The organism is Streptococcus sanguinis SK355 (genome assembly GCF_000212855.1).
Classification (GTDB): domain Bacteria; phylum Bacillota; class Bacilli; order Lactobacillales; family Streptococcaceae; genus Streptococcus; species Streptococcus sanguinis_A.
The window spans coordinates 1,065,816-1,088,246 of sequence record NZ_GL890993.1 but is presented as its reverse complement, the minus strand read 5'-3'; the positions used below and the strand labels follow the sequence as shown (position 1 = coordinate 1,088,246).

At 44.3% G+C, this 22,431-nt stretch carries 25 protein-coding genes and 1 riboswitch; all 25 genes read right to left on the bottom strand.

From position 1 onward, the window contains the following. Positions 1-705, bottom strand: coding sequence for a propanediol utilization microcompartment protein PduB (gene pduB, locus HMPREF9389_RS05960; protein WP_002898194.1), 705 nt, complete (start codon positions 703-705; stop codon positions 1-3). 438 nt (positions 706-1,143) lie between these two features. Beyond that, on the bottom strand, positions 1,144-1,593 hold the full coding sequence (locus tag HMPREF9389_RS05965) for a cupin domain-containing protein (protein ID WP_002896350.1): 450 nt from the start codon (positions 1,591-1,593) through the stop codon (positions 1,144-1,146). Between the two features lie 17 nt (positions 1,594-1,610). Further along, complete coding sequence (locus HMPREF9389_RS05970; RefSeq protein WP_002929479.1) at positions 1,611-2,705, bottom strand: ethanolamine utilization protein EutH; 1,095 nt, start codon at positions 2,703-2,705, stop codon at positions 1,611-1,613. 16 nt (positions 2,706-2,721) lie between these two features. Next, positions 2,722-3,003: a EutN/CcmL family microcompartment protein gene (locus HMPREF9389_RS05975; RefSeq protein WP_002896356.1), complete on the bottom strand. Its 282-nt coding sequence runs from the start codon at positions 3,001-3,003 to the stop codon at positions 2,722-2,724. Between the two features lie 14 nt (positions 3,004-3,017). Continuing rightward, positions 3,018-3,665: a hypothetical protein gene (locus HMPREF9389_RS05980; protein ID WP_002929477.1), complete on the bottom strand. Its 648-nt coding sequence runs from the start codon at positions 3,663-3,665 to the stop codon at positions 3,018-3,020. 31 nt (positions 3,666-3,696) lie between these two features. Continuing rightward, positions 3,697-4,323, bottom strand: a complete 627-nt coding sequence (gene eutD / locus HMPREF9389_RS05985; protein WP_002929476.1) for an ethanolamine utilization phosphate acetyltransferase EutD — start codon at positions 4,321-4,323, stop codon at positions 3,697-3,699. Between the two features lie 23 nt (positions 4,324-4,346). Further along, positions 4,347-4,988 (bottom strand): hypothetical protein, encoded by a 642-nt coding sequence (locus tag HMPREF9389_RS05990; RefSeq protein WP_002929467.1) that lies wholly within the window; start codon positions 4,986-4,988, stop codon positions 4,347-4,349. Between the two features lie 197 nt (positions 4,989-5,185). Next, complete coding sequence (gene pduA, locus HMPREF9389_RS05995) at positions 5,186-5,461, bottom strand: propanediol utilization microcompartment protein PduA (protein ID WP_002929465.1); 276 nt, start codon at positions 5,459-5,461, stop codon at positions 5,186-5,188. Between the two features lie 55 nt (positions 5,462-5,516). Beyond that, positions 5,517-5,798 carry a propanediol utilization microcompartment protein PduA gene (gene pduA, locus HMPREF9389_RS06000; RefSeq protein ID WP_002915825.1) on the bottom strand — a complete coding sequence of 94 codons (282 nt, stop codon included), beginning with the start codon at positions 5,796-5,798 and terminating at the stop codon, positions 5,517-5,519. A gap of 34 nt (positions 5,799-5,832) precedes the next feature. Continuing rightward, entirely contained in the window at positions 5,833-7,311 is a 1,479-nt protein-coding gene (locus tag HMPREF9389_RS06005; protein ID WP_002929460.1) for an acetaldehyde dehydrogenase (acetylating), read from the bottom strand. 6 nt (positions 7,312-7,317) lie between these two features. Beyond that, positions 7,318-7,881 (bottom strand): BMC domain-containing protein, encoded by a 564-nt coding sequence (locus HMPREF9389_RS06010; RefSeq protein WP_002929459.1) that lies wholly within the window; start codon positions 7,879-7,881, stop codon positions 7,318-7,320. Positions 7,882-7,896: 15 nt separating this feature from the next. Next, positions 7,897-8,550: an ethanolamine utilization microcompartment protein EutL gene (eutL, locus tag HMPREF9389_RS06015; protein WP_009659835.1), complete on the bottom strand. Its 654-nt coding sequence runs from the start codon at positions 8,548-8,550 to the stop codon at positions 7,897-7,899. A 15-nt stretch (positions 8,551-8,565) separates the two neighbouring features. Continuing rightward, on the bottom strand, positions 8,566-9,486 hold the full coding sequence (gene eutC / locus HMPREF9389_RS06020; RefSeq protein ID WP_002929457.1) for an ethanolamine ammonia-lyase subunit EutC: 921 nt from the start codon (positions 9,484-9,486) through the stop codon (positions 8,566-8,568). A gap of 16 nt (positions 9,487-9,502) precedes the next feature. After that, on the bottom strand, positions 9,503-10,873 hold the full coding sequence (locus tag HMPREF9389_RS06025) for an ethanolamine ammonia-lyase subunit EutB (RefSeq protein ID WP_002929454.1): 1,371 nt from the start codon (positions 10,871-10,873) through the stop codon (positions 9,503-9,505). Positions 10,874-10,904: 31 nt separating this feature from the next. Next, positions 10,905-12,338 carry an ethanolamine ammonia-lyase reactivating factor EutA gene (eutA, locus tag HMPREF9389_RS06030; RefSeq protein WP_002915830.1) on the bottom strand — a complete coding sequence of 478 codons (1,434 nt, stop codon included), beginning with the start codon at positions 12,336-12,338 and terminating at the stop codon, positions 10,905-10,907. A 114-nt stretch (positions 12,339-12,452) separates the two neighbouring features. After that, complete coding sequence (locus HMPREF9389_RS06035; RefSeq protein ID WP_002929451.1) at positions 12,453-13,889, bottom strand: sensor histidine kinase; 1,437 nt, start codon at positions 13,887-13,889, stop codon at positions 12,453-12,455. Further along, entirely contained in the window at positions 13,889-14,464 is a 576-nt protein-coding gene (locus tag HMPREF9389_RS06040; RefSeq protein WP_002929449.1) for an ANTAR domain-containing response regulator, read from the bottom strand. Before HMPREF9389_RS06040 ends, HMPREF9389_RS06035 begins: the two co-directional genes overlap by 1 nt. Positions 14,465-14,488: 24 nt before the next feature. Next, positions 14,489-14,833 (bottom strand): BMC domain-containing protein, encoded by a 345-nt coding sequence (locus tag HMPREF9389_RS06045; protein ID WP_002898216.1) that lies wholly within the window; start codon positions 14,831-14,833, stop codon positions 14,489-14,491. Positions 14,834-14,929: 96 nt separating this feature from the next. Continuing rightward, positions 14,930-16,072, bottom strand: a complete 1,143-nt coding sequence (locus HMPREF9389_RS06050) for a 1-propanol dehydrogenase PduQ (RefSeq protein ID WP_002929448.1) — start codon at positions 16,070-16,072, stop codon at positions 14,930-14,932. 310 nt (positions 16,073-16,382) lie between these two features. Next, positions 16,383-16,531: riboswitch (adenosylcobalamin (AdoCbl) riboswitch) on the top strand. 260 nt (positions 16,532-16,791) lie between these two features. Continuing rightward, the gene (locus HMPREF9389_RS06055; RefSeq protein ID WP_002929442.1) at positions 16,792-17,391 is read right to left on the bottom strand and encodes a cob(I)yrinic acid a,c-diamide adenosyltransferase; all 600 of its coding nucleotides are present in this window, start codon (positions 17,389-17,391) and stop codon (positions 16,792-16,794) included. Positions 17,392-17,403: 12 nt separating this feature from the next. Beyond that, positions 17,404-18,471 (bottom strand): nicotinate-nucleotide--dimethylbenzimidazole phosphoribosyltransferase, encoded by a 1,068-nt coding sequence (cobT, locus tag HMPREF9389_RS06060; RefSeq protein ID WP_002929441.1) that lies wholly within the window; start codon positions 18,469-18,471, stop codon positions 17,404-17,406. A gap of 1 nt (position 18,472) precedes the next feature. Then, the gene (locus HMPREF9389_RS06065) at positions 18,473-19,339 is read right to left on the bottom strand and encodes a hypothetical protein (protein WP_002929439.1); all 867 of its coding nucleotides are present in this window, start codon (positions 19,337-19,339) and stop codon (positions 18,473-18,475) included. Then, positions 19,332-20,426, bottom strand: coding sequence for a threonine-phosphate decarboxylase CobD (cobD, locus tag HMPREF9389_RS06070; RefSeq protein ID WP_002929438.1), 1,095 nt, complete (start codon positions 20,424-20,426; stop codon positions 19,332-19,334). Before cobD ends, HMPREF9389_RS06065 begins: the two co-directional genes overlap by 8 nt. A 63-nt stretch (positions 20,427-20,489) precedes the next feature. Next, a complete protein-coding gene (locus tag HMPREF9389_RS06075; RefSeq protein WP_080560814.1) occupies positions 20,490-20,924 on the bottom strand; it encodes a EutP/PduV family microcompartment system protein in 435 nt (144 codons plus the stop codon). A 39-nt stretch (positions 20,925-20,963) separates the two neighbouring features. Beyond that, on the bottom strand, positions 20,964-22,280 hold the full coding sequence (locus tag HMPREF9389_RS06080; RefSeq protein WP_032906391.1) for a phosphoserine phosphatase: 1,317 nt from the start codon (positions 22,278-22,280) through the stop codon (positions 20,964-20,966). Positions 22,281-22,431 lie beyond the last annotated feature (151 nt).

Here is a 22,431-nt window from a genome sequence, read left to right as displayed (position 1 = left end):
TTAAATGTAAGATGGCTGTGAGTTGGTTGGCTCGTCACCCATACTGCCTAAAAGTGCCAGTCCAACTTCACGCGCTGAGATAACTGATTGTCTAACTGCTCCAGAATCTCCACTGATAAAGAGAATGGCTTCGTTTGAGTGGCTGGTACCACCATTTCCTGGAGAAGCATAGCCGACAACAGTAACATTAGCAGCCTTAACAGCTGTATCCGCCATAACAACACCAATAGCTGCAGGTGCTCCGACAATCAAGCCAAATGCACGACCGTATTCAGCACCAAAGGCAGTCTGACAAGCATAGCTAGCACGCGCAGTATACTGGAGTTCAATATGGCCTGCATCATTAGCATAAACATCACCGAAGGTTCGATCCACTTCCTTCAAGGTTACTTCCACAGCTCGTCTGACATCTGATACATCTTCACCACCGAAGATAATCAAACTTCCGTGCCCAGCACCACCCTTAGTATCACGAGGCAGTTCGATTTTAACAATTTCTGTATTGGTTGCTTTAACCGCTTCATCAGCAGCCATGATATGAGGACCCGCACCGGTACGAGCACCGACTACACCAATTGAGCGATAGCTCTTTTCTAGCTTCATAGCATCCAGCACCTGCTGATCCACATTGGCAATGACAAGTCCAATTGTATCGCCTATCGGATTAACACCGACAAATTCTGTAATATTGCATTTGTTTTCCATAAGACAGCTCCTTTCGCTGATATATATTTTGAAGCGCTTACAATTTTAAGGGATAGGAAAATCAGATAAGAGGAGCACTGTAGGCATACGCATCTTTCTGATTTCTTTTTTTTTACTTTTTTGGGGTCAAAAGAATAGATTATTCTAAGGTTTTCTGTTAAAATGAGTATGGTTGTTTTTAAAAAGGAAAAAATTCTGCATTCTCAAAAAGAGCCTAACCAACTTTTTTAAGAATGCCAAGCTAAGCCTACAAGAAATATACTTGACAGGCCTTTCCCTTCAAAAATAACAATCGCAGAGACAGATAACAGATGATAAACTTTTCGCAGGGTTGCTCATCTTTTATCTGTTTTTTATTTTCCATCATTACAGAATGGCAGGACAGCAGGCCGCTGTCCTGCCATTCTAGTAAATCCGATAGTTCAAATCTCCAACAAACTAGCCTTGCCAGTCAGCCGGATAGGTCACATAGATAAAGCGGGCCTTATCTCTGACAGAGAACTGAATGTCGCTGCCTTTAGGGATAAAGAGTACTTCGCCAGGGCCAGCTGTCATGACTTCGTCACCAACGATAATATCAAGACGCCCTTCAATAACATAGTCCACTTCATCATAGTCCAGATGCCAAGGGAAAGTTGTCTTTTCCATGGTCATCAGACCCAAGCCCAATCTTGGGCTTTCATCTAAAGTCAGCAAGTCTCGTGTATAAACTTGATGGCTCGCATCACCTGTATCCAAGCGATCTTCTGGACGAACATCCAGACCAGGCAGGGCAATAGAAGCTACACCTGCCTTGCTGACTTTTTTGCCACCATCTTTAGTGGCTAATTCTTCCAATAAAATCTTACGAACCAATGTTTCTAGGTCAGAACGATTAATATCTGCCATACTTCATACCTCCAAGTCTAAGCTTCCTTCTTGGTTAAGAAGAAAGCCAGTAATACCGCTGTGATACCGCCGACAAATTTACCAATCATCATCGGCACAATCATTTCCGGTTTTTGACCAGCTGTGAAGCCTAGGTGATCTCCGATAACAAAGGAAGCAGATACGGCAAAGGCTACGTTGATAATCTTACCGCGTTTGTCCATATCCTTCATCATTTGGAACATGGCAATGTTATTAGCCAGAGAAGCTACCAAACCAGCTGCACCAACTTCGTTCATTCCTAGGGATTTTCCGATAGCAGAAAGCGGTTTGTTGGCTACCTTGGTAAAGACAGCTACCAGACCAAAGGCTCCAGCCAAGGTTACAGCAATCGTTCCGACAACTTCAAAGGCTTCCTTCAGTGTTTCAGCACCTTTTGGATAGATGCTAATAAGCCACTCATTGCCAGTCAGAAGCTGAGCTGCACCAAAGGCCAAGCCAAGCGTTGCCAAGATAACAATAATCTGACCAAACACTTCAAAACCTTTGATCATGGCATTAGGTGCCAAAAGCAATCCTACGAAAATCAGAGCAGATACAATGATAATCGGAATAAGATTGACAATCAAGGTTCCAAAAGGCAGACCTGGTACGAAAAATCCTCCGAGAAGACAGCCAATCGGAACAGTTACCAAACCGTATAAGATTCCGCGAGCCAAAAACGGACGATCATCTTTTTCGATAATACCCAAGGCAACTGGAATCGTAAAGACGATGGTTGGCCCCATCATAGAGCCCAGTACAAAGGCAGCGAAATTTCCTACTGCTGGATCCTGAGCCAGACTGAGAGCCAGAGGAGCTCCTCCCATATCATTGGCAATGAAGGTTGTCGCAAAGATTGACGGGTCAGCGCCCACCAAGCCATACAAAGGCACGACAATCGGTTTCAAGACATCCGCCAAGAGGGGCGCGATTACCATAATCCCAGCCATAGACAGAGCCAAAGCTCCCATAGCCATGATACCTTCTTCAAATTTTTCACTTAGTCCTAGTTTGCCACCGATACATTTATCCACTGCACCGATCAGCATGAATAGAACCATGATATAAATGATAATTTCATTGATACTCATAACATTACCTTAGTTTCTAATATTCTTCATCACTGTGATAGTCAACCTTGTCAATGATAGCCACAACGACCATATCCACAGGGATATTCGTCTTATTTAGGCTCATCCGGGCAGAACTGCCAGTGGTTACCATTACTTGGTCTCCTTCGCCTGCACCGATGCAGTCGGCCACAATAAGCAGAGCTGGGTCACTTTGATGTTCATTTAGCTGCCGTTCGACCACTAAAAATTTCAAACCATTTAAATTTTCGTCTTTTCTAGTCGCCCAAAGGCTTCCTTTTACTTTACCAACAAACATCTCTACCCACTCCTTTATTCTATGATTTCTATTTTTTGACGTTTTAGATAATCTCTCGCCAAGGCTGTCACAATCATTCCTTTTTCTATTTTAAAGTTTCCATTTTCAGGTAAGCCCATTTCTCTCAGCCTCTTCTCTGTAAGCAAAACCGGCTTGCTCGGAGCCTTAATCTTCTGGCTGACTTCTTCTGCCACCGCCCGTTTCACTTCCGGGCGAGGCTCTTCAGCCTGATCGCTTTCTAGGAGTGCTAAGAGTTGGCCTTCTTTATAAAATTGCAGACCGTAGCGAATCAGCTTTTCTCGCTGTCCCTGCAGTTCCTGATACAAGTACACTTTAGAAGATTGCTTGTACTGCTGAATAGCAAAGGCGCTGTCTGATACGAGGACTTTTTTGCCTTTCAAAAGACTCTTTAAAATGACTGCTTCCTCCACCGCTAAAGGGCAAAGGGATGAGAGTCTTAGAAAAGCATCAAAACCAAGCGACTCAACAACAACAATCTCTGCTGTGCAAGAATCTTTTACGACTTGAAAGCCTTCCCCTTCTAATAAGTCAGGAATCTTATCGCCTCCAATGACGTATACTGAGGGTTTCTGAGGCTTTTTCTTCAACTTTTCCATCAGGCGGTCTGTAATCAAATCTACCAAATGATCTAGATTTTCCATTCTTTACCTACCTTTTATTTGCTCATAGGACTTATTTTTTAATAATCCGTCCGCGTGTTCCTTTTTTGAAACCACAAGCATTGGCTTCATCGTAGTCAATATGCATATAGGTTGCAAATTTAGGACTAACACGGATAACCACATCATCAAATATCAGCGGACGAGCTCCTTCTACTCTGACTTGTACAATCTCGTGATTTTTTACATTCAGACGTTCGGCATCTTCCGGTGTCATATGAACATGACGCTTAGCTACAATCAGGCCCTTATCCAGACAAACTGCCTTGTCTCCATGAGCCAAGATGACACCTGGTGTTCCTTCGATATCGCCACTTTCGCGAATAGGAGCCTTGGTGCCTAGCTGCAAACAGTCTGTCAGGGAAACTTCTACCTGAGAATGTTTGCGAACAGGTCCCAGAATAACTACATTGTGAAAAGCGCCTTTTGGACCGACAACCGTCAGCCTTTCTTGACTAGCGAACTGGCCTGGCTGTGATAGGTCTTTTGCTTTTGTTAATTGATAGTTGGGACCAAACAAGGCTTCCAAATCTTTCTGACTCAAATGGACATGACGTCCGCTCGCTTCTACCTCAAATGACCCCTGCAATTCTTCCTGAACTTTATCAATTACTTTATTTACCAAATTTTCTAAAGTCATTGCTGTTCTTCTTTCTCTTGTTATTAGCTTGCTATCAACCAGAGCAAGACTTCAATTGATTTTAATAATTGAGAAACCTTACAAGCAAATTGATCTCTGTCACCATCAGCAGCCTGCTCCAATTCTTTGCGCAGGAGGGTCGTTTCGATATATGTTTCATAGCAATTCAGCTGCCAAGCCGGTTCTTGATAACTCATCATAACCGTTTCTTGATCTAGCTGTCGACTGACCCGAATAGCCTGCAATTCTGCATTGCTAGGCAGGTCTGTCTGGTAATCAGAAATATCATCCAGAATATGCTGGCCAACGATTTGTTCTACTATATTCAATAGTTGGCCAACTTGCTCACACTTTTCATCCTGAAAAGCCTGATGCAATTCTCTCTGGTTCTTCAAAAAGCAAGTATAAAGTTTAGTCAGTCTAAATAGTCGTGGATACACAGCAGAGTCCTCAAGGTTTGCAATCGGCACCCTGATAGCATCAGCAGCTGAGTCTGTTTTCCCTTTGGTCTGACCTGAACAGATAATTCGAATATGGTGATCATTGAGAAAACCTCTGGCTGCTGGCGTCAGTTTTTCATCTTTGTTTAATTCAAAGACACCGTTATCAGCGAGAACGGATTCTCTATAAAGCTTTCTGATCTTAGCTTCTGTAAAAACTGACATGTATTCACATCCTTCTACTCCGTTGATACTCTGTGAAAATCAATCTGATACTCTTCGAAAACCAATATTTCCTTTTAAGTATAGAGCTACTGCCCATAAGCTTCATTTTCACTGAGTATTCTATTTGCCTCAGGGGCCTGTATCTGGCCTAAACGCTACAATACAGGCTCTTTCAGCAAATATTTATCTGTCCCAGATTATTTGGGCAGAATAACTTCCACTTCAGCATGTGGACGTGGAATTACGTGAACTGAAATCAATTCACCAACGTTTTCAGCTGCAGCTGCTCCAGCATCTGTCGCTGCTTTGACTGCGCCTACATCACCACGAACTAAAACTGTTACCAATCCAGCGCCGACTTGTTCTTTACCAATCAAAGTTACGTTAGCGGCTTTGACCATTGCATCAGCTGCTTCAATTGCGCCGACGAGTCCTTTTGTTTCTACCATTCCTAATGCATTTGCGTTTGCCATGTTTATTTCCTCCAATTATTTTCTTGTTTTTAATTTTATCCGAAAGTCTGTAATCTTATTCTTGATGAGGCAAGATTACTTCTACTTCTGCGTGTGGACGTGGGATTACATGAACTGAAATCAATTCACCAACGTTTTCAGCTGCAGCTGCTCCAGCATCTGTCGCTGCTTTGACTGCGCCGACATCACCACGAACCATTACAGTTACCAATCCAGCACCGACTTGTTCTTTACCAATCAAAGTTACGTTAGCGGCTTTGACCATTGCATCAGCTGCTTCGATTGCGCCGACGAGTCCTTTTGTTTCTACCATTCCTAATGCATTTGTGATTGCCATGATTGTATCCTCCAATTTTAATGTTTAATATTGACTATTTTAGTTTTTCCAATACGCGTTGAACCAACAAGGTTACCAGTTCTTCTTCGTTTGATCCGTCAACTGCTACTGCTTTTGGTTCTTCCACTGCCATATTTTCTGCTTGTCGCAGGTCTGACAGTTCAGCTGTTCCGTAAGCTACACGACGGATATTGAAGAGATTGAGCGGGCTGACATTATCAGATGTCGCGCTGCCACCCACTGCTCCACAACCCAAAGTAAAGGCTGGGAAGAGACCAGTCGTTGCACCGACACCACCCAGAGCTGCTGGCGTATTGATCAGCAGGCGAGATACTGGTTTTTTCAGTGCAAATTCACGAATAATTTCTTCGTTTTGACTGTGGATAGCAAGAGTGTGGCCAGCACCTTCGTGATGCAAGATCTTAATGCTCAGCTCACAAGCTTCCAACCAGTCCTTGACAGTGTAGAAGCCTAAGACTGGAGCCAGTTTTTCCATAGAATATGGATACTGCTTGCCGACACCTGTTTCTTCTGCAATCAAGACCCGAGCATCTGCTGGAACTGAAATACCAGCTAACTCAGCAATCACCTGAGGTGTTTTACCAACCATCTTCGGATTCATCGCACCACTCGGCTGGATAATGAAGGCACCCAGTTTCTTAGCATCATCTGCTGGAACAAAGTAAGCACCTTGTTTCTTGAACTCTGCTACAACCTTTTCCTTCATATCTTCTTCGACGATGATAGACTGTTCAGATGCACAAATTACACCATTGTCAAAGGTTTTAGAATCCAAAATCTGACGAACTGCTTTTGGCACATCTGCTGTTCTTTCGATGAAGGCTGGACCATTACCAGGACCTACACCGATTGCTGGTGTACCAGATGAGTATGCTGCTTTGACCATGGCATTTCCGCCAGTCGCCAAAATGAGATTTGTATCCTTGTGTCGCATCAACTCATTGGTAGCTGCGATGGATACCCGATGAATCGCACTGATGGCTCCATCTGGACAGCCAGCTGATTTAGCAGCTTTCTTGATGATTTCCACCGTTTCCTCAATACTCTTAAGAGCATTTGGGTGAGGAGAGAAGACGATACTGTTTCCTGCCTTCAAAGCGATCAAAGCCTTATACATAACTGTTGATGTCGGGTTGGTTGATGGAATCAAGCCAGCAATGACACCGACTGGAACTCCAACTTCCAAGACTTTCTTTTCCTTGTCTTCGCGGAGAACCCCAACAGTTTTCATATCCTTGATTTCTTCAAGAATACCTTTGGAAGCAAGAGCATTTTTCAATACCTTGTCTTCCCAGCGGCCAAAGCCAGTTTCCTGAGCCGCCATTTTTGCTAGGCGTTCACGCTCATCATAACAAGCTTTCGCTACTACTTTTACAATGGTATCAATTTGCTCCTGGCTCATTTTAGCAAGTTCTTGTTGGGCTTTCTTTGCATCCCGAATCAAATTCCTTACTTCCTGAATCGATACCAAATCTTTATCTTCTAAAAACATCCGCAATTACTCCTCTCCTATTGTTTCCATCAAAGTCTCAACGAGAAGTTTTTTGTTAGCAAATTTGATTTCTTTCTTGCTGAGACGGATACCTTCTTGATGATAGGCAAGGCTGCGTAGTTCGACGACTTTTAGTTTTTCCAGTTCTTCTCTGGTGTAGATCCTTGTCTCTCCTTCAAGCTTCTCTGCTGGCTTAGCCTTAGTTTCCTTTACAGGCTGAGGCTTTTCTTCGATTTTTTCTGAAGGGATTGTTTCCGCCGTAGAAGCAATCTCTTTTTTAGCTGTTTTACTGTTTCTCTTTGGTACAAAGAGAATATCTGTCTGGTTATCCAACCTAGAAATTACATGGCTGGCCAGATAGTAAGGTTTATCCTGTACCAACTCAACTGCCGCATCAACCGCTGAGCGGACTGCACTGACATCGCCTATTAATTGAACTGTGTTCAAACCAGCTTTGACCGTTTCAATATTAAGCAATGATACATTGGCAGCCTTCAAAGCCGCATCTGCCGCAACTACAGCACCTAGATAACCTTTTACTTCAATTAAACCTAGTGCTCTATCTGCCATTTAATCAACTCCTAATCAATAACTTTTAGGATCATTTGCTACTGCGATGACTGCATTCGCAAATGCGTCGCAGGCAGCTCGGCAGGCTGACTGTGATCCGACCAGAAGTCCGCCGGCAAAGTTGGTTTCGCTCGGCGGTCCATAGAAGGCCCCAACTTGCACATCTGCCGCTTTCAAAGCTGCATCCAGTGCCACCATAGCTTCACCCGGTGGAGCAATCAAGTAAGCAATCGCTGTTCCCTCTTCTGCATTAGCTCCCTCTGACAAGTAAGAACCCGCACGAGAGATACAATGTGCAAAATAAGGAATGCTGTCATCATCATTGGCACTGTAGAAGCTAGCCCCATTTTCGATTTCATAGACTGCTACATCCAGACCGCTGCGAACTTCTTCTGGGTTTGGACCAGCCAAGATACCGATGACTTCACCAGCCAGCTTAGTTGAAGCGTTGCCTGCACCAGCGTACATACTGCGAGCATAGACTACTTCTACATCTGCTGCCTTGGTTGCTTCATCCAAGGCCACATAAGTGACATCATCACAGTCAGAAGTGATAATGCCTAGGCTTCTGTGATGTGGTTTAAGCTCCAAAGAAGCTGCCAAACCTGCATCCACGTTTGAAATCAGAAGGGCACTTAATACATTTGCACCTAATCGATCATTTTTCAAAGCCACTACCTCCTATTATTTCAAATCAATTCCTGATTTCTTATTATCAAGAATCTTCTTAATGATTTCTGCTACATAGGCTCCAGCTTCAACGGCTGGTGTTCCGCCTTTATGAATATTGGAAACAACGGTCCGTTTCGCTTCTGGCATACCAACTGTTGGCTTGTAAGCCAGATAAGCACTCATGGACTCAGCTGTTACCAGACCTGGACGCTCACCAACCAGCATACAGATAACTTCTGCACCAGTCAGTTCTGCGATTTGGTCCATAGCTGCAACCCGAGCATGCTTGATAAAGAGTACTTCGCCAAAGTCCAGTCCGAACATTTTCAGACCTTGCTTCAGAGCTGGCAGGAAGTCTTTGACGTTAGCCTCGATAGCTGATGAGCTAAGACCATCACCAACGACAATCTGAACTTTGGCATTAGGTTTGCATTTTTCCTTGATAATCGCCTGCTGATCTTCTGGGAAGATGCGGCCAAAATCTGGACGTGTCAGGTACTCATCCTTAGTAACTGCCTTTGTCTGTACAGGAATGAAGCCCATTTCCTTGATAAAGTCATCTGAAACATAGGAGAAGACCGCATCCTGAGCTGCCGCATGGTCTGCTCGGAAACGCAGAACAGTTTGTGTCTTGTAGCGATCACCTGCCCGCCACAAGCCCAGACGTGCCGGAGTAAATTTCTTAATCTTCCGGTAGGCTTCTTCATTGATGGCATTAGGCACCAAGAACTGTTCCTGGATATCTACTTCTGTTATATCCGGAATAATGCCATCTTCAATCACCGAAGTGTCTTGTTTGACTTCTTCCTGCAGAGAAACCGCAGGTTTGTCAGCTTTGTTCTGGTCAGTCGCTGCTGTTTCTTTAACAGCTGAGTCGCCGCCCATCTCATTTAACAATGAGCGAATCATTTCTTTTAATTGCAATTCATCCACAATGATTTCCTCCTTGCTAATTTGATTTCATAAAGATGGAGCCGTCTCCGCCGATTTCTGTCAGGTGGCCATCTTCCATCAAGCCCATTTTTTCCATCCACTCTTCAAATTCCTTAATCGGACGTTTATTGAGAAGTGAACGCATGGTTGCTGTTTCATGGTAACCAGTTGTTTGATAGTTAAGCATGATATCGTCACCATGAGGAATCGCCATAATGTAGTTAACATTAGCTGCTCCGAGAAGAACCAAGAGATTTTCAGCATCGTTTTGGTCAGCTTTCATGTGGTTAGTGTAGCAGATATCACAACCCATTGAGATACCAGTCAGTTTGCCCATGAAGTGGTCTTCCAAACCAGCACGGATAACCTGCTTAGAATCGTAAAGATACTCAGGCCCGATAAATCCAACAACGGTATTTACCAAGAATGGATCGAAGCGTTTAGCGAAACCATAACAACGTGCTTCCATAGTCACTTGGTCTGCTCCATGGTGAGCATCAGATGAAAGTTCAGAACCTTGACCTGTTTCAAAGTACATGACATTCGGTCCAGCAGCTGTTCCCACTTTCAGAGCTGTATCCCAAGCTTCTTGAATGATTTTAGCATCAAAACCAAAGGCTTCATTTCCTTTTTCAGATCCAGCGATAGACTGGAAGACTAATCCTGTCGGAGCACCTTGATTCATGGCTTCAATCTGAGTAGTAACGTGAGCCAGTACACAGTGCTGAGTCGGAATCTTGTACTCCTCGATGAAGTCGTTAAATTTATGCAAGATGCGTTTGGTACTTTCCACAGAATCGTCTACTGGGTTCAATCCCAAAAGAGCATCCCCACATCCATAAGCAAAACCTTCCATAGTAGAAGCCATGATACCGTCTGGATCGTCTGTGGTATGGTTTGGTTGAAGACGAGAAGAGAATGTTCCCGGCATACCAATCGTTGTATTCGCATGTTTGGTAATGACAATCTTATTGGCAGCTACAATCAAGTCCAAGTTGGTCATCAACTTAGCAACCGCTGCTACCATTTCAGAAGTCAACCCACGAGACAGCCATTGAATGTCCACGTTCTTAGTCTTGTTATCCAAGATCCATTCACGCAGCTCTTCTACTGTCCAGTTCTTAATCTTTTCGTAAGTACGAAGATTGACGTCGTCAATGATAATCCGTGTTACCTCATCTTCTTCATAAGGCACTACTGGATTATTGAACAAATCAGACAGTTTCAGCTGGGCTAGTACAACCTTAGCAGCGACACGCTCTTCAGCAGATTCTGCTGCTACTCCGGCTAGCTGATCTCCGGATTTGTACTCATTGGCTTTGGCCAGCACTTCTTTTACGGATTTAAATTCGTAAAGCCGACCAAACAATTTTGTTTTCAAAATCATGGATTACTTCCTCCTTTGTGTAAATAAAAGTTTAATTAAACACCAATGTTTTCACAACAATCGGTAAGACCGAGCCTTCAATAACTGGATTACCAATATCGATATAGTCGCCATTTTGAACATCCACTGAGTCAATACAGACAAATGGATAATCCTTTGGCAACTGAGCAAAGAGACATTGACCTAAAACCTTGGCCATATCTTCTCTGACTACCACTAGCAGCGGAATTTTCTTTTCAATACTTTCGCTCATTCCGCTGACAATAGCCTCTGCGTATTCCAAAACTCGGGCGAAGCTTGGGCTTTTTTCTCCATTGATTGCCAAAGCCACCTGCTGGACTTCATTTTCCAGTGTGAACCAGGCTACCTTGTCCCTGATAATCTGCTGCAGTCCCTCCTTATCCTCATGCTCATCAGAAGCTGCCAGTTTGAGAACTGGAATGTTCTTAATAGGGAGGATATCAGAGATGTAGGTAATGGTACTGCCACTGACATCGGTCGTATGGCTGCCCGCTCCAACAACGGTTGCCCGAATGGTCTCAGCTGACTGGATGACTTTCTTTTGATCAAAAATCTTGGATTTGCTCAACGCCCTGCCAAGCAGGATACCGATATCCCCATAGCGGAAATCATCCGCCGAGGTCGTTTCCAAGTATATTCCATCAGCTACACCACCAGAGAAAGATACACAGTGGAGATCATAGTTCAACTTGAGACCGTGGTTGGTCTGTAAGAGCTCATAGTAAGGACTGTGATTGTCAATTCCTACAGACTGTTCTAATACGGAGACCATTTCTTGAATCAGCCGATCCAAATCAGCCCGATGGACCGTTTCACCAACTGCCAGCTGAAGCCCCTGCTCTGCAATGATAGTCTGCAGTTTTGGAGCAATATAGCTAATCCGCTGGGTCTGCGGATCCATCTTTATCAGCCGACCTCCGATATCAAAACACCCTGTATCAATAACATCTCCTTCTCGGAAGACTGCCAGATTGGAAGTCCCCCCACCAATATCAATATTGACGACTGATGTATGATGCTCTTGAGAATACTGATGGCTGCAGGCCCCTTTACCAGCGATGATACTCTCAAGGTCTGGACCGGCCGTCGCAACGACAAAGTCACCAGCGTAGCCACTCAGTGCTTGGAGCACCTGACTGGCATTTTCCTTGCGAGCCGTCTCACCAGTAATGATGACTGCCCCCATCTGAATATCTTTTTTCTGAATGCCTGCTTTCGCATACTCATTCAGAACAAAGTTTTTAATCTTATCCACCTCGATCAAAAGTTGATCCGAAATTGGTGTGAAGATAATTTCACTTTTATAAAGAACTTTTTTATCTGTAATATAGACACGAGGAATAGTAAACACAGAAGCAATATTCTCGATGGTAAGCTCTGAAAGGATCAGCTGTGTAGTGGCTGTCCCGATATCAAGCCCCACACTCAAAATTTTATCTGACATACTAAAAACCTCCAAAAAAAGACGCTCAAAGCAATGCAAACAAACAGAGTTCATTTACATTCTTCAAGCGTCATTGCTTTTTTCGACTGACATCATTGTTAGTCTTGGTAGTATTTATTTTTTAAAACGAATGGTCGTTGTCGTTCCCTCATGGTCTGAGTGGATAGACAAGGTTCCAAACAATTTTCCTTGGACAAAGCGCTCCACCAAGAGTAGACCCAGATGATTCTCAAAGGAATGCTCTTGATTGTAACCGCTACCATTATCCAGTGCTTTTAAAGTTATTATATCATTTTTAAGTCCAACCTGCAAATGGATTTGCGGCTTTTCTGGATATTTTTTGTCCTTAAAAGCATGTTCATAGCTGTTCTGCAGTAATTCATTGACGATTAGCGCCAGTGAAGTAGCCCGGCTGCTGTCAAGACAGAGTTCCGGTTCCAAGCTGTAGGTCAGGGCTATTTCCCTATGCCCAGAAAAACAGTGCTGGACATTTTCGATAACTTCCTTCAGCAGATGCTCAATCTGAATGCTGTCATCCTGCTGAGAAGACAAGAGTTCGTGAGTCGCTGCTATGGAGAGCACACGATTCATACTGTCATTAAGAGCTTTTTTGGTGTCTGCTCCTGGACTTTGCTGAGCTTGTAGTCGCAGCAAGGAAACAACGGTTTGCAAGTGATTCTTTACCCGATGATTCATTTCACGAATGGTAGTTGTATGGGTTAAGAGCTGCGCTTCCTTTTCCTTGATGTCTGTAATATCCTTACAAATCATGACCACATTTTCACTCTCAGCCAGCAGGTAGCGCTTGACCAAAAAGCAATAAGTGCCATAATGTACCTCAACTTGGTGAGGTTTTTCTTGAGGGGCTTGCGGTCCCAGTTGCTGTATTTCTTCAAAAGGCAGACTGTCTAAGACCAGATTGCTATAGTGCATTCCCTCAATCGAGTCCATATAGCCTAGCTTATGACGATAAGAGTCAGCGGCTGCCTGATTGAAGTACTTGAGATAGCCCTGCCGGTCAAAGACCAGACAAGCTTCATCTATATAATCAAATAAAACAAACTGCTCTTGGGCTGAAATCTCAGGACTGCTCCGTAATTCAAAACCGTCGTTCTCTTTATCTAAAGAAAAGTGGTCCGGTAAAGTCTGGGGAGCATTTCTTTCGATAATCAGCGTTCCAATGACGCGCTCTTCTCTCACTATCGGAAAGACTGTCTGATGGATGGCTAAGCCCTCCTGCGATCTGGCCGAAAGCCCAATCGAGGGAGCGCCCGTCTCCAAGGTGCGGATAACACCTGGCTCATTTTCCAGGTAGGCCATAGCACCTACAACCGAGTTTTCGTACAAGCTGAGCTTGCTTTCCGGTTTTTTGTGAAAGATGACAATGGCATGTTCCGAAAAGATATTCTTTACGTCAATGAAGACATCTTCATTGGCATAAGCTGAGTTTTTCAATAATTCGTCAGCCTGTTGGACAAGATGCTCGATATCAGCCGCATCCAAATTTGTCTGTTCCTGACAAAGCTGCTTTATCTTATCTTTATACATCATTACACATCATCTTGGAGCACCAGCAATTTAGCAATCTCAATCATCGGCACTCTCTTTTGCATACTAATTGTCCGAATGCGCTTGAAAGCCTCTGGCTCTGACAAATGATCACGAGCCATCAGTAAGCCTTTGGCCTTTTCAATCACAATCCGATCGTCTATCTTTTTCGACAGCTTGACCATTTCATTGGACATCTGCTGAAGCTGGCGGCCTTTCTCAATGCAGACCTCTACCATTGGAATCAAGGACTTGGCATCCAAAGGTTTAACCAAGTAAGCACTAATCCCATTGGTTTTAGCTTTTTGAACATAGTGTTCATCACTGTAGGCTGACAGTAGAATCACACTGTAAGCTAAAGCATCTTCGAGTATTTTCTTACCCGCTGTCAGGCCATCCAAAAGCGGAAGCTTGATGTCCATTATGACCAAGTCACAACGATATTTCTGACACAAATCAATAGCCTCAAAGCCATCGGATGCCTCAGCCACCACTTCATAATCAGCTGCTTCTAATATATTTCGGATATCTAATCTTACAATTGGATCATCATCAACAATTAGTATTCTGCCCTTCATACTTCCCCTCGACAGTTTGATTTTTTATGTCCGTGTTACGACAGTGCTGGAGAAGCCCAAAATCTCTTCCAGACCTTGTAAAACGGCAATGAGAGCTGCCTCAACAGAAGAAACATCACCTGTCATCACGACAGAGCCGCTGAAACGATCCACAAAACCAACTTGAACATCCGCAGCCTTGGTCGCAATATCAACTGCAATGATAGCCGCTTCACTCGGAGTGATCGTCAAGATTCCAATCGCATCCTTGATTTCTGCCTGCAACCCTAATTTTTCAAAAATGACTTCATCAGGATTGGCGATAAGGTGCGCCAAGGTCACTTGTTTCCCAGGAACGTATTCCTGTATCATTCTTTGTTTTTCTTCCAATTTAGTAAACCTTCTTCATGATTTTAAACGTTCAGAAGTGTACTGCATGCTCTTAATCATTATACAATAATTTTGGCATAACAGCAATTCAGAGGATTAAAACGCTTTCTCTAATACTTTAAGCAGTTCTTCTGCCGTAGGGACACGAGGGTTAGTCGGAGTACAGCCATCATGCAGGGCAGCTTCTGAAATTTCTACCTTGTACTGGGCAAAGACATCTGCCTTCACACCATATTCTCTCAGAGAAGTTGGCATCTCCAGCTTTCTCTGCAGCCTCTTGATAGCTTCAACCAGCTGTCTTACTCCTGACACAGGGCTTGAAGCACTGCATCCCAGTAGTTTAGCAATATCCTGATAGCGGCTGGCTACAGTCTTGTCCGCTGCCTGCCGGCCCCTATTATTGAGATCGATACCAGCATTATACTGAATGACATGGGGCATTAAAATACTGTTTAAACGACCATGAGGAACATGGAACTTGGCACCTGCCGCATGAGCCAGACTGTGGTTGATACCCAAGTAAGCCGTATTGAAGGCCATCCCTGCCAGAGTGGATGCTGCGTGCATTTTTTCACGCGCTTCTACATCCTGACCATTTTTGTAGGCTTTAGGCAGATATTCAAAGACTAGCTTAATTGCCTTTTCAGCCAAGGCATCGGAGAAGTCGGTCGCCTCAGTGGATACATAGGCTTCAATAGCATGTGTCAGCACATCCATTCCTGTATCTGCTGTGATGTTGCTAGGAAGAGATAGAACTAAATCCGCATCCAAGATAGCAACATCTGGCAGAATTTCACTGGTCACCAAAGGATACTTGGTGCCTTTGTCTGCATCTGTGATAACAGAAAAGTCGGTCACTTCAGATCCAGTTCCGCTGGTCGTCGGAATGGCAATGAGAATGGCTTCTGAGAAGGCACCCTGCTTCTTGGCAAAATAATACATAGCCTTGGAAGCATCAATGGCAGAGCCTCCGCCAATAGAAAGCACAATGCTGATTGGCTTGTCTCCTGCACTCTTGATACCAGCCACAACAGTTTCGATTGGCGGATCAGGCACAATATCTGTGAAAACAACAATATCATTGCTGTCATCAAAGTTGGCTAAAATAGCATCCAGCGTGCCAGATGTCTTCAAAAAAGGATCGGCAACGACTAAAATATGCTCGTTTTTATAATGGCTTAATTGCTGCAGAGCGCCCTTGCCCACATGCAATTCAGTCTTATAGGAAATCTTATACATCTTTTCTCCTTTCTGTTGTATCTGTTTTTAAACAAAAAGAAACTATATGAAAATAAGACTGCTCCCCTACACACGTCACAGCATTTTCATATAGCTTCATTGCTTATTTATCTTCAGTACCCCTTTGTACTATATTGAATTATAACACAAAAGCGCTTTCATGGCAATGAAAAAGTCGTTAATATAAGAAATTTTTAGTGCCGCTTCTCCTTGCAAAGCCAAGCTTATTTGAAGGATTAAATTTTTATTAAAATTTAGTTCATTTTCCTTGTAATTCCCTGTGAAAGGTGTTACAATCTAGTTACTAGGAAATTGATTTTAGTACTTTTAAGGGTATGGAAGTCTGGTGCAAATCCAGCGCGGTCCCGCCACTGTGATAAGCTTTTCAGCTTTAAGTCAGGTCTTTATTCTTAAATTTTAGTAGATTTCATGCCTCGATGTAAGGTAGTGATGTCAGTTTGGAACAAACATTTTAGCTTAGTTTCCATTATTGACTCTACGTTTAAGTACGTTAATTTTCTAAAGATGAGGTTTCACTTGTCTTTCTGCAAAGGAGCAGAGTCAATAATTGGAAAGCTAGTGCTAATCAACGAAGCTTAGCATGAAGATACAATGATGTATAGGCGGCTTTCTTTTTTAGAATATCAAAATAAGTTCTGTCCTTCCAAGACTTGGTAAAAGTCAATTTGGAAAGACAGAACTTTTTCTGTTTCTTTTTATCACTGGCGCTTGCTTGCCCAACGCTCAACATCCGCCTTGGTGATATTGTGGAAGACCTTGGCACCTCTTTCATAGGCCACGTCTTCTTGATGTTTGGTAAAGTTGATTACTCGAGCCAAGGCAAAGAAGTAATCTGACAGACGGTTGACAAAAATCAGGACATTATTGTTAATTTCTGTAGTCCACATCGTTCCTACGATGTGACGCTCTGCCCGTCTTGCAATGGTCCGAGCTACATGAATCATGGAAGCAATCTCGTCACCACCCGGCAGGATAAACCTTTCCAAAGCTGGTGGAATTTCTGCGTAGGTATCAATCCTCTCCTCAATCCAGTCAATCAGCTGCTGATCGACCTTATAAGGGTAAACTCCCTGAGGAGTAGAGAGGTCTGAACCACAGTCAAAGAGATAATGCTGCAGCTGGAGTAGCTCATCTCTCAGCTTATCACCCTTGTCCAACTTGGTAATGGTATAACCAATCCAAGAGTTCAGCTCATCAATGGTTCCGTAAGCATTCACTCGTTCTGCATCCTTGGCGACACTTTGGCCGCCAACTAGCTTGGTCAAGCCCTTGTCACCTGTTTTTGTATAGAGTTGCATATTTTTCCTCCTTTAAGTCACATTTTTGCGAATATCAACATAATCTTCTTCTTTCAAGCTGCCTTCAGCAAAGGTCGGCATGTGCTCCATGGTATAAACAGCATTTTCCAACAGAAAGAAAGCCAAAGGACAGCCTGAGCCTTCACCCAGTCGCATGTCCAGCAAAAGCATGGGCTCCAGTCCTAGAAAGTCACTGACCAGTCTGTAAGCAGGCTCCGTCGAAGCATGGGAAGCAAAGGCATAGTCCAAGACATGAGGAGTCAGCTGATGGGCAAGCAGAAGCCCCGTTAGAGAGATAAGACCGTCCACTACACATGGCAGCTGATAGCGGGCACAGGCGAGATGAGTGCCTGCCATCGCCAGCATATCTAGCCCACCAAGCTTAGCGGTCAGATCCAGAATATCTCCATAAGGAGCATGACGATCCAAACACCGCTGGATAACGGCAGTTTTATGAGCCTTCATATTCTGAGTCAGACCAGCTCCATAGCCTGTGACGTCCTCTGCTTTGAGACCGAGAACTGCAGCAATGACAGCAGCCGAGGTGGTGGTGTTGCCAATCCCCATTTCTCCTGTTCCAAAGAGACGATATCCATCTTTAATCAAGACCTCTGTCTTCTTGTAGCCGACTAGAATTGCCGCTATAGCCTGCTCACGAGTCATGGCCGGCTCCTTGAGCATATTACGCGTCCCATGACAGACCTTGTCCTCACTCTCCTCAAAGATATCCTTCTTGCAGCCAATGTCTACCAGGCAGATGTCTGAACCTGCATGTTTGGAAATAGCACACAAGCCTGATTTCCCTGCTAGAATATTACAAGCAACAGTATAGGTCGTTTCTTGAGGGTTGGCAGAAACGCCTTCAGCCACAATGCCATTATCGGCTACATAGACGAGGACAATCTTCTTCTCTAGGTCAATAGGTCCAGAAAACATGGCATGCAAGCGCGCATAGATAGTCTCGAGCTTTCCCAAGGAGCCCGGGGGTTTACCTAATTGATCACAATAGCGCTGGCCTTCTTGAAGCTTGTCTTTATCTATCGGAAGAATCTGCTCAATAATTTTTTCTAAGTCTTTCAAACTAGTCTATCTCCTCCCTGACCGGCTGCACCCCTTCAAAAATAATCCTGCTCAAGGTCCGAGTCTGATAATAAGCCCCACTGGCTGAGCGAGCTAGTTCAGCCTCTAGCTTAGGCAAGACTTCTAGCTGCTCCCTGCTCAGCAACAGACCAACCAATGTACCACTATGGGCAACATTGAGGCCTAAACACTGGTGTTCTTTTACCAAATTCAGTAATTCTTTCAGATAGGGTTTGGGTAGCCGTTGGTTGTTCAACAAAGCACTATAGCTCGCTAAATGACCAAGTTTTTCCAAACTCTTCTCCTGACAAGCCTCCTGAAAGAGAGGAAGCAAACACTTAGACTCCTCAGCTGGATAGCTAGGACTGTCCTTCATCCGAACCAAGTCAAGAGTAGTCACCATCTCCACAGGCTCCAAGATATAGACATAGAGCTCCGGTCGCCAGTCTGTCTGCCAGACCACTTGACCAGTTAGGGGCTCAATGACCGTCCAGTCCGCAAAAGCCACAGAGTCAGTAGGCTCAATCTTGGCACAGAGACGCGTCAAATCTGCTGCTGTTAGAGGCTGCTTTTGTCCCAGATTAACTGCCTGCAGGCAGCTAATCATATCAGCTGTGCTGCTAGAATAGCCCTTGCTGATAGGCAGGTCTGACTTATGAACAAAAGAGAAAACATTGGACTCAGGCAGGAGCTCCAAAGCTCGCCTTACCTTTTCACCTTGGGGTTGACTTGCGAGAGACGAAGCCCCGTCCAATCTAACTTGACTTCGCTTCTCAATCCCATAGGAGAGCAGGACTTCCTGCTCTCCTACTAAACCTTGAAATAATTCACCGCAGGAACCTGGACAGGAAACGATTGTCTTAGTCATAAGGACCCTCTTTCGCCAAGACCTCTGTCAGACAAGTCAGAAGCTGTTCATTCTCCTGATGGCTGCGAATGGCTATGCGGTAATGACGTTCTGTCAGATCATGATAATTTTGACAGGAACGGATAAAAATCTTTCTCTGCCGAAGCTCCTGACGCAGATCCAGCCGACCTAAATATTCAAAGAAGATATAGTTGACACTAGGCTTGATCGGCCGAATCTGTGAAAATGCAGCCAGCCCTTGAAAAAGGAAATCTCTTTCTACTCGAAGCCACTGCTTGGTAGCTTCCTGATAGGCCTGATCTTCCAAAAGGACAGGCAGGGCGTGATCAGCCATAGCATTGACCGACCAAGGAGCGCGACTCCCCTCTATCTCATCAAAGCAAGTTGGATGGCAGCTAAGAGCATAGCCCAATCTCAGACCAGGAATAGCATAAAACTTGGTCAGAGACCGTACCACTACTGCATTTGGATAGGTGGCCAGACGTGAGACGAAACTATAGTCCTCCTCATCGTCCAGAAAGTCCATAAAAGCCTCATCCAGTATCAAAAAGATTTGCCGCTCCTGCAGGTCCTCAGCTAGCTTTTCTAGCTCAGTACGCCGAATCAAGCTACCCGTCGGATTATTAGGATTGCAGATGAGTACAGCGTCCCCTGCAGTCAGTGAATCCAAGGCTGGCATCATGTCAGCTAGATTCCACTCATAGGATGGGGAAGGGAGGCTAAAGCGCTCCACCTTGGCCTGCACTTGCGAGAAAGCTTTTTCATATTCCATGAAAGTAGGGCTCAGAGTCAGGACTGTCTTTGGACGCAGGAAGCGGGCCAGCTCATAGAAGACTTCTACCGCACCATTTGCCAGCAGGACATTGTCCTTGTCCAGCCCATGATGCCGGGCCAAAAGCTCTCTGGAGTGACTGTAGCTGATGTCTGGATAATGAACCAGCCAATCAATGGACTCGGTCAGACAAGCCCTCAGCTTTTGAGAAATCCCCAGAGGATTGATATTGGCACTGAAATCCAGACAGTCTTCTAGAGAAAAACCCAATTCCTCAGCCAAAGCTGCTGCATTTCCCCCGTGCTCTACTTTCATAAATAGACATTCCTTCCTCGTTTCCTTGTTAGAATCTAGTATACCATATTCGACTTCTCGTCCCTAGTCTGACTCCAGATAAGCCTGAAGACGGTCAATTCCTTCGTTTTCCGTCGCTGATATTTCAAAAATTTCCTTGGCTCCAGCCGCTTTCAGCTGCCGCCGTGCTTTTTCGATCTGCTCTTCCTTATCAGCCATATCGATCTTGGTGACAATACCAATCACTTCTTGATTGAAAAGGGAGGAAAAGCCCTGAGGAAAGGTCTGCATCTGATTGGAAGCTGCTACCAAGAGACCGATCACATCAGCCTCTGCACCCGTCACGTTCAAGGCATTATAATACCTACGATGTTGGAGAAATTCTCCCGGAGTATCAATGATGGTATCATGAAACTCAACCGCCTGAGTCTTATAGTAGGTCAGCTCCAAACCCTTTAGTCGCTGGGTCAGAGTGGTCTTACCCACTCCGACCGGACCGACAAACATGATTTTTTTCATATATTGCATCCATTCCTCTCTATGACAGGGGACTGCCCGCTATTTGCTGAGCTGGGCTTCCTTACTATCTAGTTTGATAGTTTCCCTGCCATTGAGCAGTACACCTTTATTTTCATCGCGGCCTTGCAGGTAGTAAAGGGCATCTTTCTGGCCGTAAGTTTCAATTGCCTTTGTTTGCAAAAGACCGATTCCCTTGCTAGGATCTCTCAAAAGATTGAAGATGATACCCATTTGCATTTTAGGGAAGTCCTTGAGCATAGCATAGTCACCATTACTATCGCCGGCAATCAGGATTGGTTCTTGATTGTCATGATTGACAGCAATCAGCTTCTTGATAGTCTCTGTCTTGCCCTCACCCTGAGTCTGAGCATAGTTGGTATCGTATTCCGGCTGAATCACACCCTTGTCATCCTTTTTCAGGCGCATAGCAGTGACATTTTCTTTAGGAATATTGTAGCTATACTTAGAATTGCTAGCATAAGGGATAATCACATCAATATAAGACGCTGAACAGATATAGACATCAATGCCGTTAGCCATCAGAGTCTTGTAGAGATTTTGCATTTCCTTAACGGAGCGAACCCCCCGCTTGAAAGTTACACTGATTTGGCCTGACTCGCCTTTCAAGCCTTCCGGACTTTCCCAGGTTTCAGAAGTCAGCTTGTCCTCAAGAGCCTGGTCAATAGACTTTTCAGATAGGGCTTGAACTTCTTCAGAAGTCATACCTGCGTAGAGGTAGGTCACCCATGGATAGCTGATGTCTGAGCTGAAGGTGTCACCAATCGCTTCGTAAAGATACCGGAGTTTAGCAGCAAAGTCTTGATATTCATCAGTCTTTTTGACTTCTTCCAGAGACTTGTCCCCTTGCATTCCCTTATAGCTATTGTAAATAGCTGTGTAGTCAGAAAGCAAGTCAGCCGCAATCTTGTCAATATTCACTGGCTCACCATCTTTGTTATGGTAATCCTCAACAAAATCGTCGCTCGGTATATTGGTCCGCACTGCTTGGTCAAATTCTTCCGGCGTCATCTTAAAGGCCAGATTTTCAATTTGATAGGTAAAGGTTGCTTCGCCAATGTCATTAATGACTGTCGTATTGTCCCAGTCAAAGACGGCATAAGGTTTTTTATTTTTATCGTAGGTAGAACTAGTGTTCCCATTCTCCTTGATGAGCTTGGTCAGACGGGCATAAAGCTTGTCTTCCCAGACACCTTTATCCAAAGTCTTAGCCTTGTCCTTATCTGTTGTCTCCGTCTTAGCCGAGGATGACTCAGTCGTCGTCTTATTATTCCCCGCTTGACAGGCTCCCAGAAGCAAAGCCAAGCCACAAAGCAGCACAATTCCTTTTGTCCGCATAGAAACAATCCTCCATAAAAAATAATAGTGCGCAAAAAAATGGCATAGAAAAACCCTTTGATTCTGAAACACTCGCTTCATTGCGATCAAATCAGGCTTCCTTGCCATTTTCTATACTGTTATTATATTATAAACTATCTGATTGACTTTG

Coding starts and splice junctions, on each gene's coding strand:
- HMPREF9389_RS05970 (WP_002929479.1), bottom strand. CDS start 2,705: ATGAGTATCAATGAAATTATCATTTATATCATGGTTCTATTCATGCTG.
- HMPREF9389_RS06035 (WP_002929451.1), bottom strand. CDS start 13,889: ATGATGTATAAAGATAAGATAAAGCAGCTTTGTCAGGAACAGACAAAT.
- HMPREF9389_RS06050 (WP_002929448.1), bottom strand. CDS start 16,072: ATGTATAAGATTTCCTATAAGACTGAATTGCATGTGGGCAAGGGCGCT.
- HMPREF9389_RS06065 (WP_002929439.1), bottom strand. CDS start 19,339: ATGACTAAGACAATCGTTTCCTGTCCAGGTTCCTGCGGTGAATTATTT.
- HMPREF9389_RS06080 (WP_032906391.1), bottom strand. CDS start 22,280: ATGCGGACAAAAGGAATTGTGCTGCTTTGTGGCTTGGCTTTGCTTCTG.
- HMPREF9389_RS06005 (WP_002929460.1), bottom strand. CDS start 7,311: ATGTTTTTAGAAGATAAAGATTTGGTATCGATTCAGGAAGTAAGGAAT.
- eutD (WP_002929476.1), bottom strand. CDS start 4,323: ATGACTTTAGAAAATTTGGTAAATAAAGTAATTGATAAAGTTCAGGAA.
- HMPREF9389_RS06075 (WP_080560814.1), bottom strand. CDS start 20,924: ATGAAAAAAATCATGTTTGTCGGTCCGGTCGGAGTGGGTAAGACCACT.
- HMPREF9389_RS06040 (WP_002929449.1), bottom strand. CDS start 14,464: ATGAAGGGCAGAATACTAATTGTTGATGATGATCCAATTGTAAGATTA.
- HMPREF9389_RS05980 (WP_002929477.1), bottom strand. CDS start 3,665: ATGGAAAATCTAGATCATTTGGTAGATTTGATTACAGACCGCCTGATG.
- eutA (WP_002915830.1), bottom strand. CDS start 12,338: ATGTCAGATAAAATTTTGAGTGTGGGGCTTGATATCGGGACAGCCACT.
- HMPREF9389_RS05965 (WP_002896350.1), bottom strand. CDS start 1,593: ATGGCAGATATTAATCGTTCTGACCTAGAAACATTGGTTCGTAAGATT.
- HMPREF9389_RS05975 (WP_002896356.1), bottom strand. CDS start 3,003: ATGTTTGTTGGTAAAGTAAAAGGAAGCCTTTGGGCGACTAGAAAAGAC.
- HMPREF9389_RS06025 (WP_002929454.1), bottom strand. CDS start 10,873: ATGATTTTGAAAACAAAATTGTTTGGTCGGCTTTACGAATTTAAATCC.
- HMPREF9389_RS06055 (WP_002929442.1), bottom strand. CDS start 17,391: ATGCAACTCTATACAAAAACAGGTGACAAGGGCTTGACCAAGCTAGTT.
- cobD (WP_002929438.1), bottom strand. CDS start 20,426: ATGAAAGTAGAGCACGGGGGAAATGCAGCAGCTTTGGCTGAGGAATTG.
- HMPREF9389_RS06010 (WP_002929459.1), bottom strand. CDS start 7,881: ATGGCAGATAGAGCACTAGGTTTAATTGAAGTAAAAGGTTATCTAGGT.
- pduB (WP_002898194.1), bottom strand. CDS start 705: ATGGAAAACAAATGCAATATTACAGAATTTGTCGGTGTTAATCCGATA.
- pduA (WP_002929465.1), bottom strand. CDS start 5,461: ATGGCAAACGCAAATGCATTAGGAATGGTAGAAACAAAAGGACTCGTC.
- pduA (WP_002915825.1), bottom strand. CDS start 5,798: ATGGCAATCACAAATGCATTAGGAATGGTAGAAACAAAAGGACTCGTC.
- HMPREF9389_RS05990 (WP_002929467.1), bottom strand. CDS start 4,988: ATGTCAGTTTTTACAGAAGCTAAGATCAGAAAGCTTTATAGAGAATCC.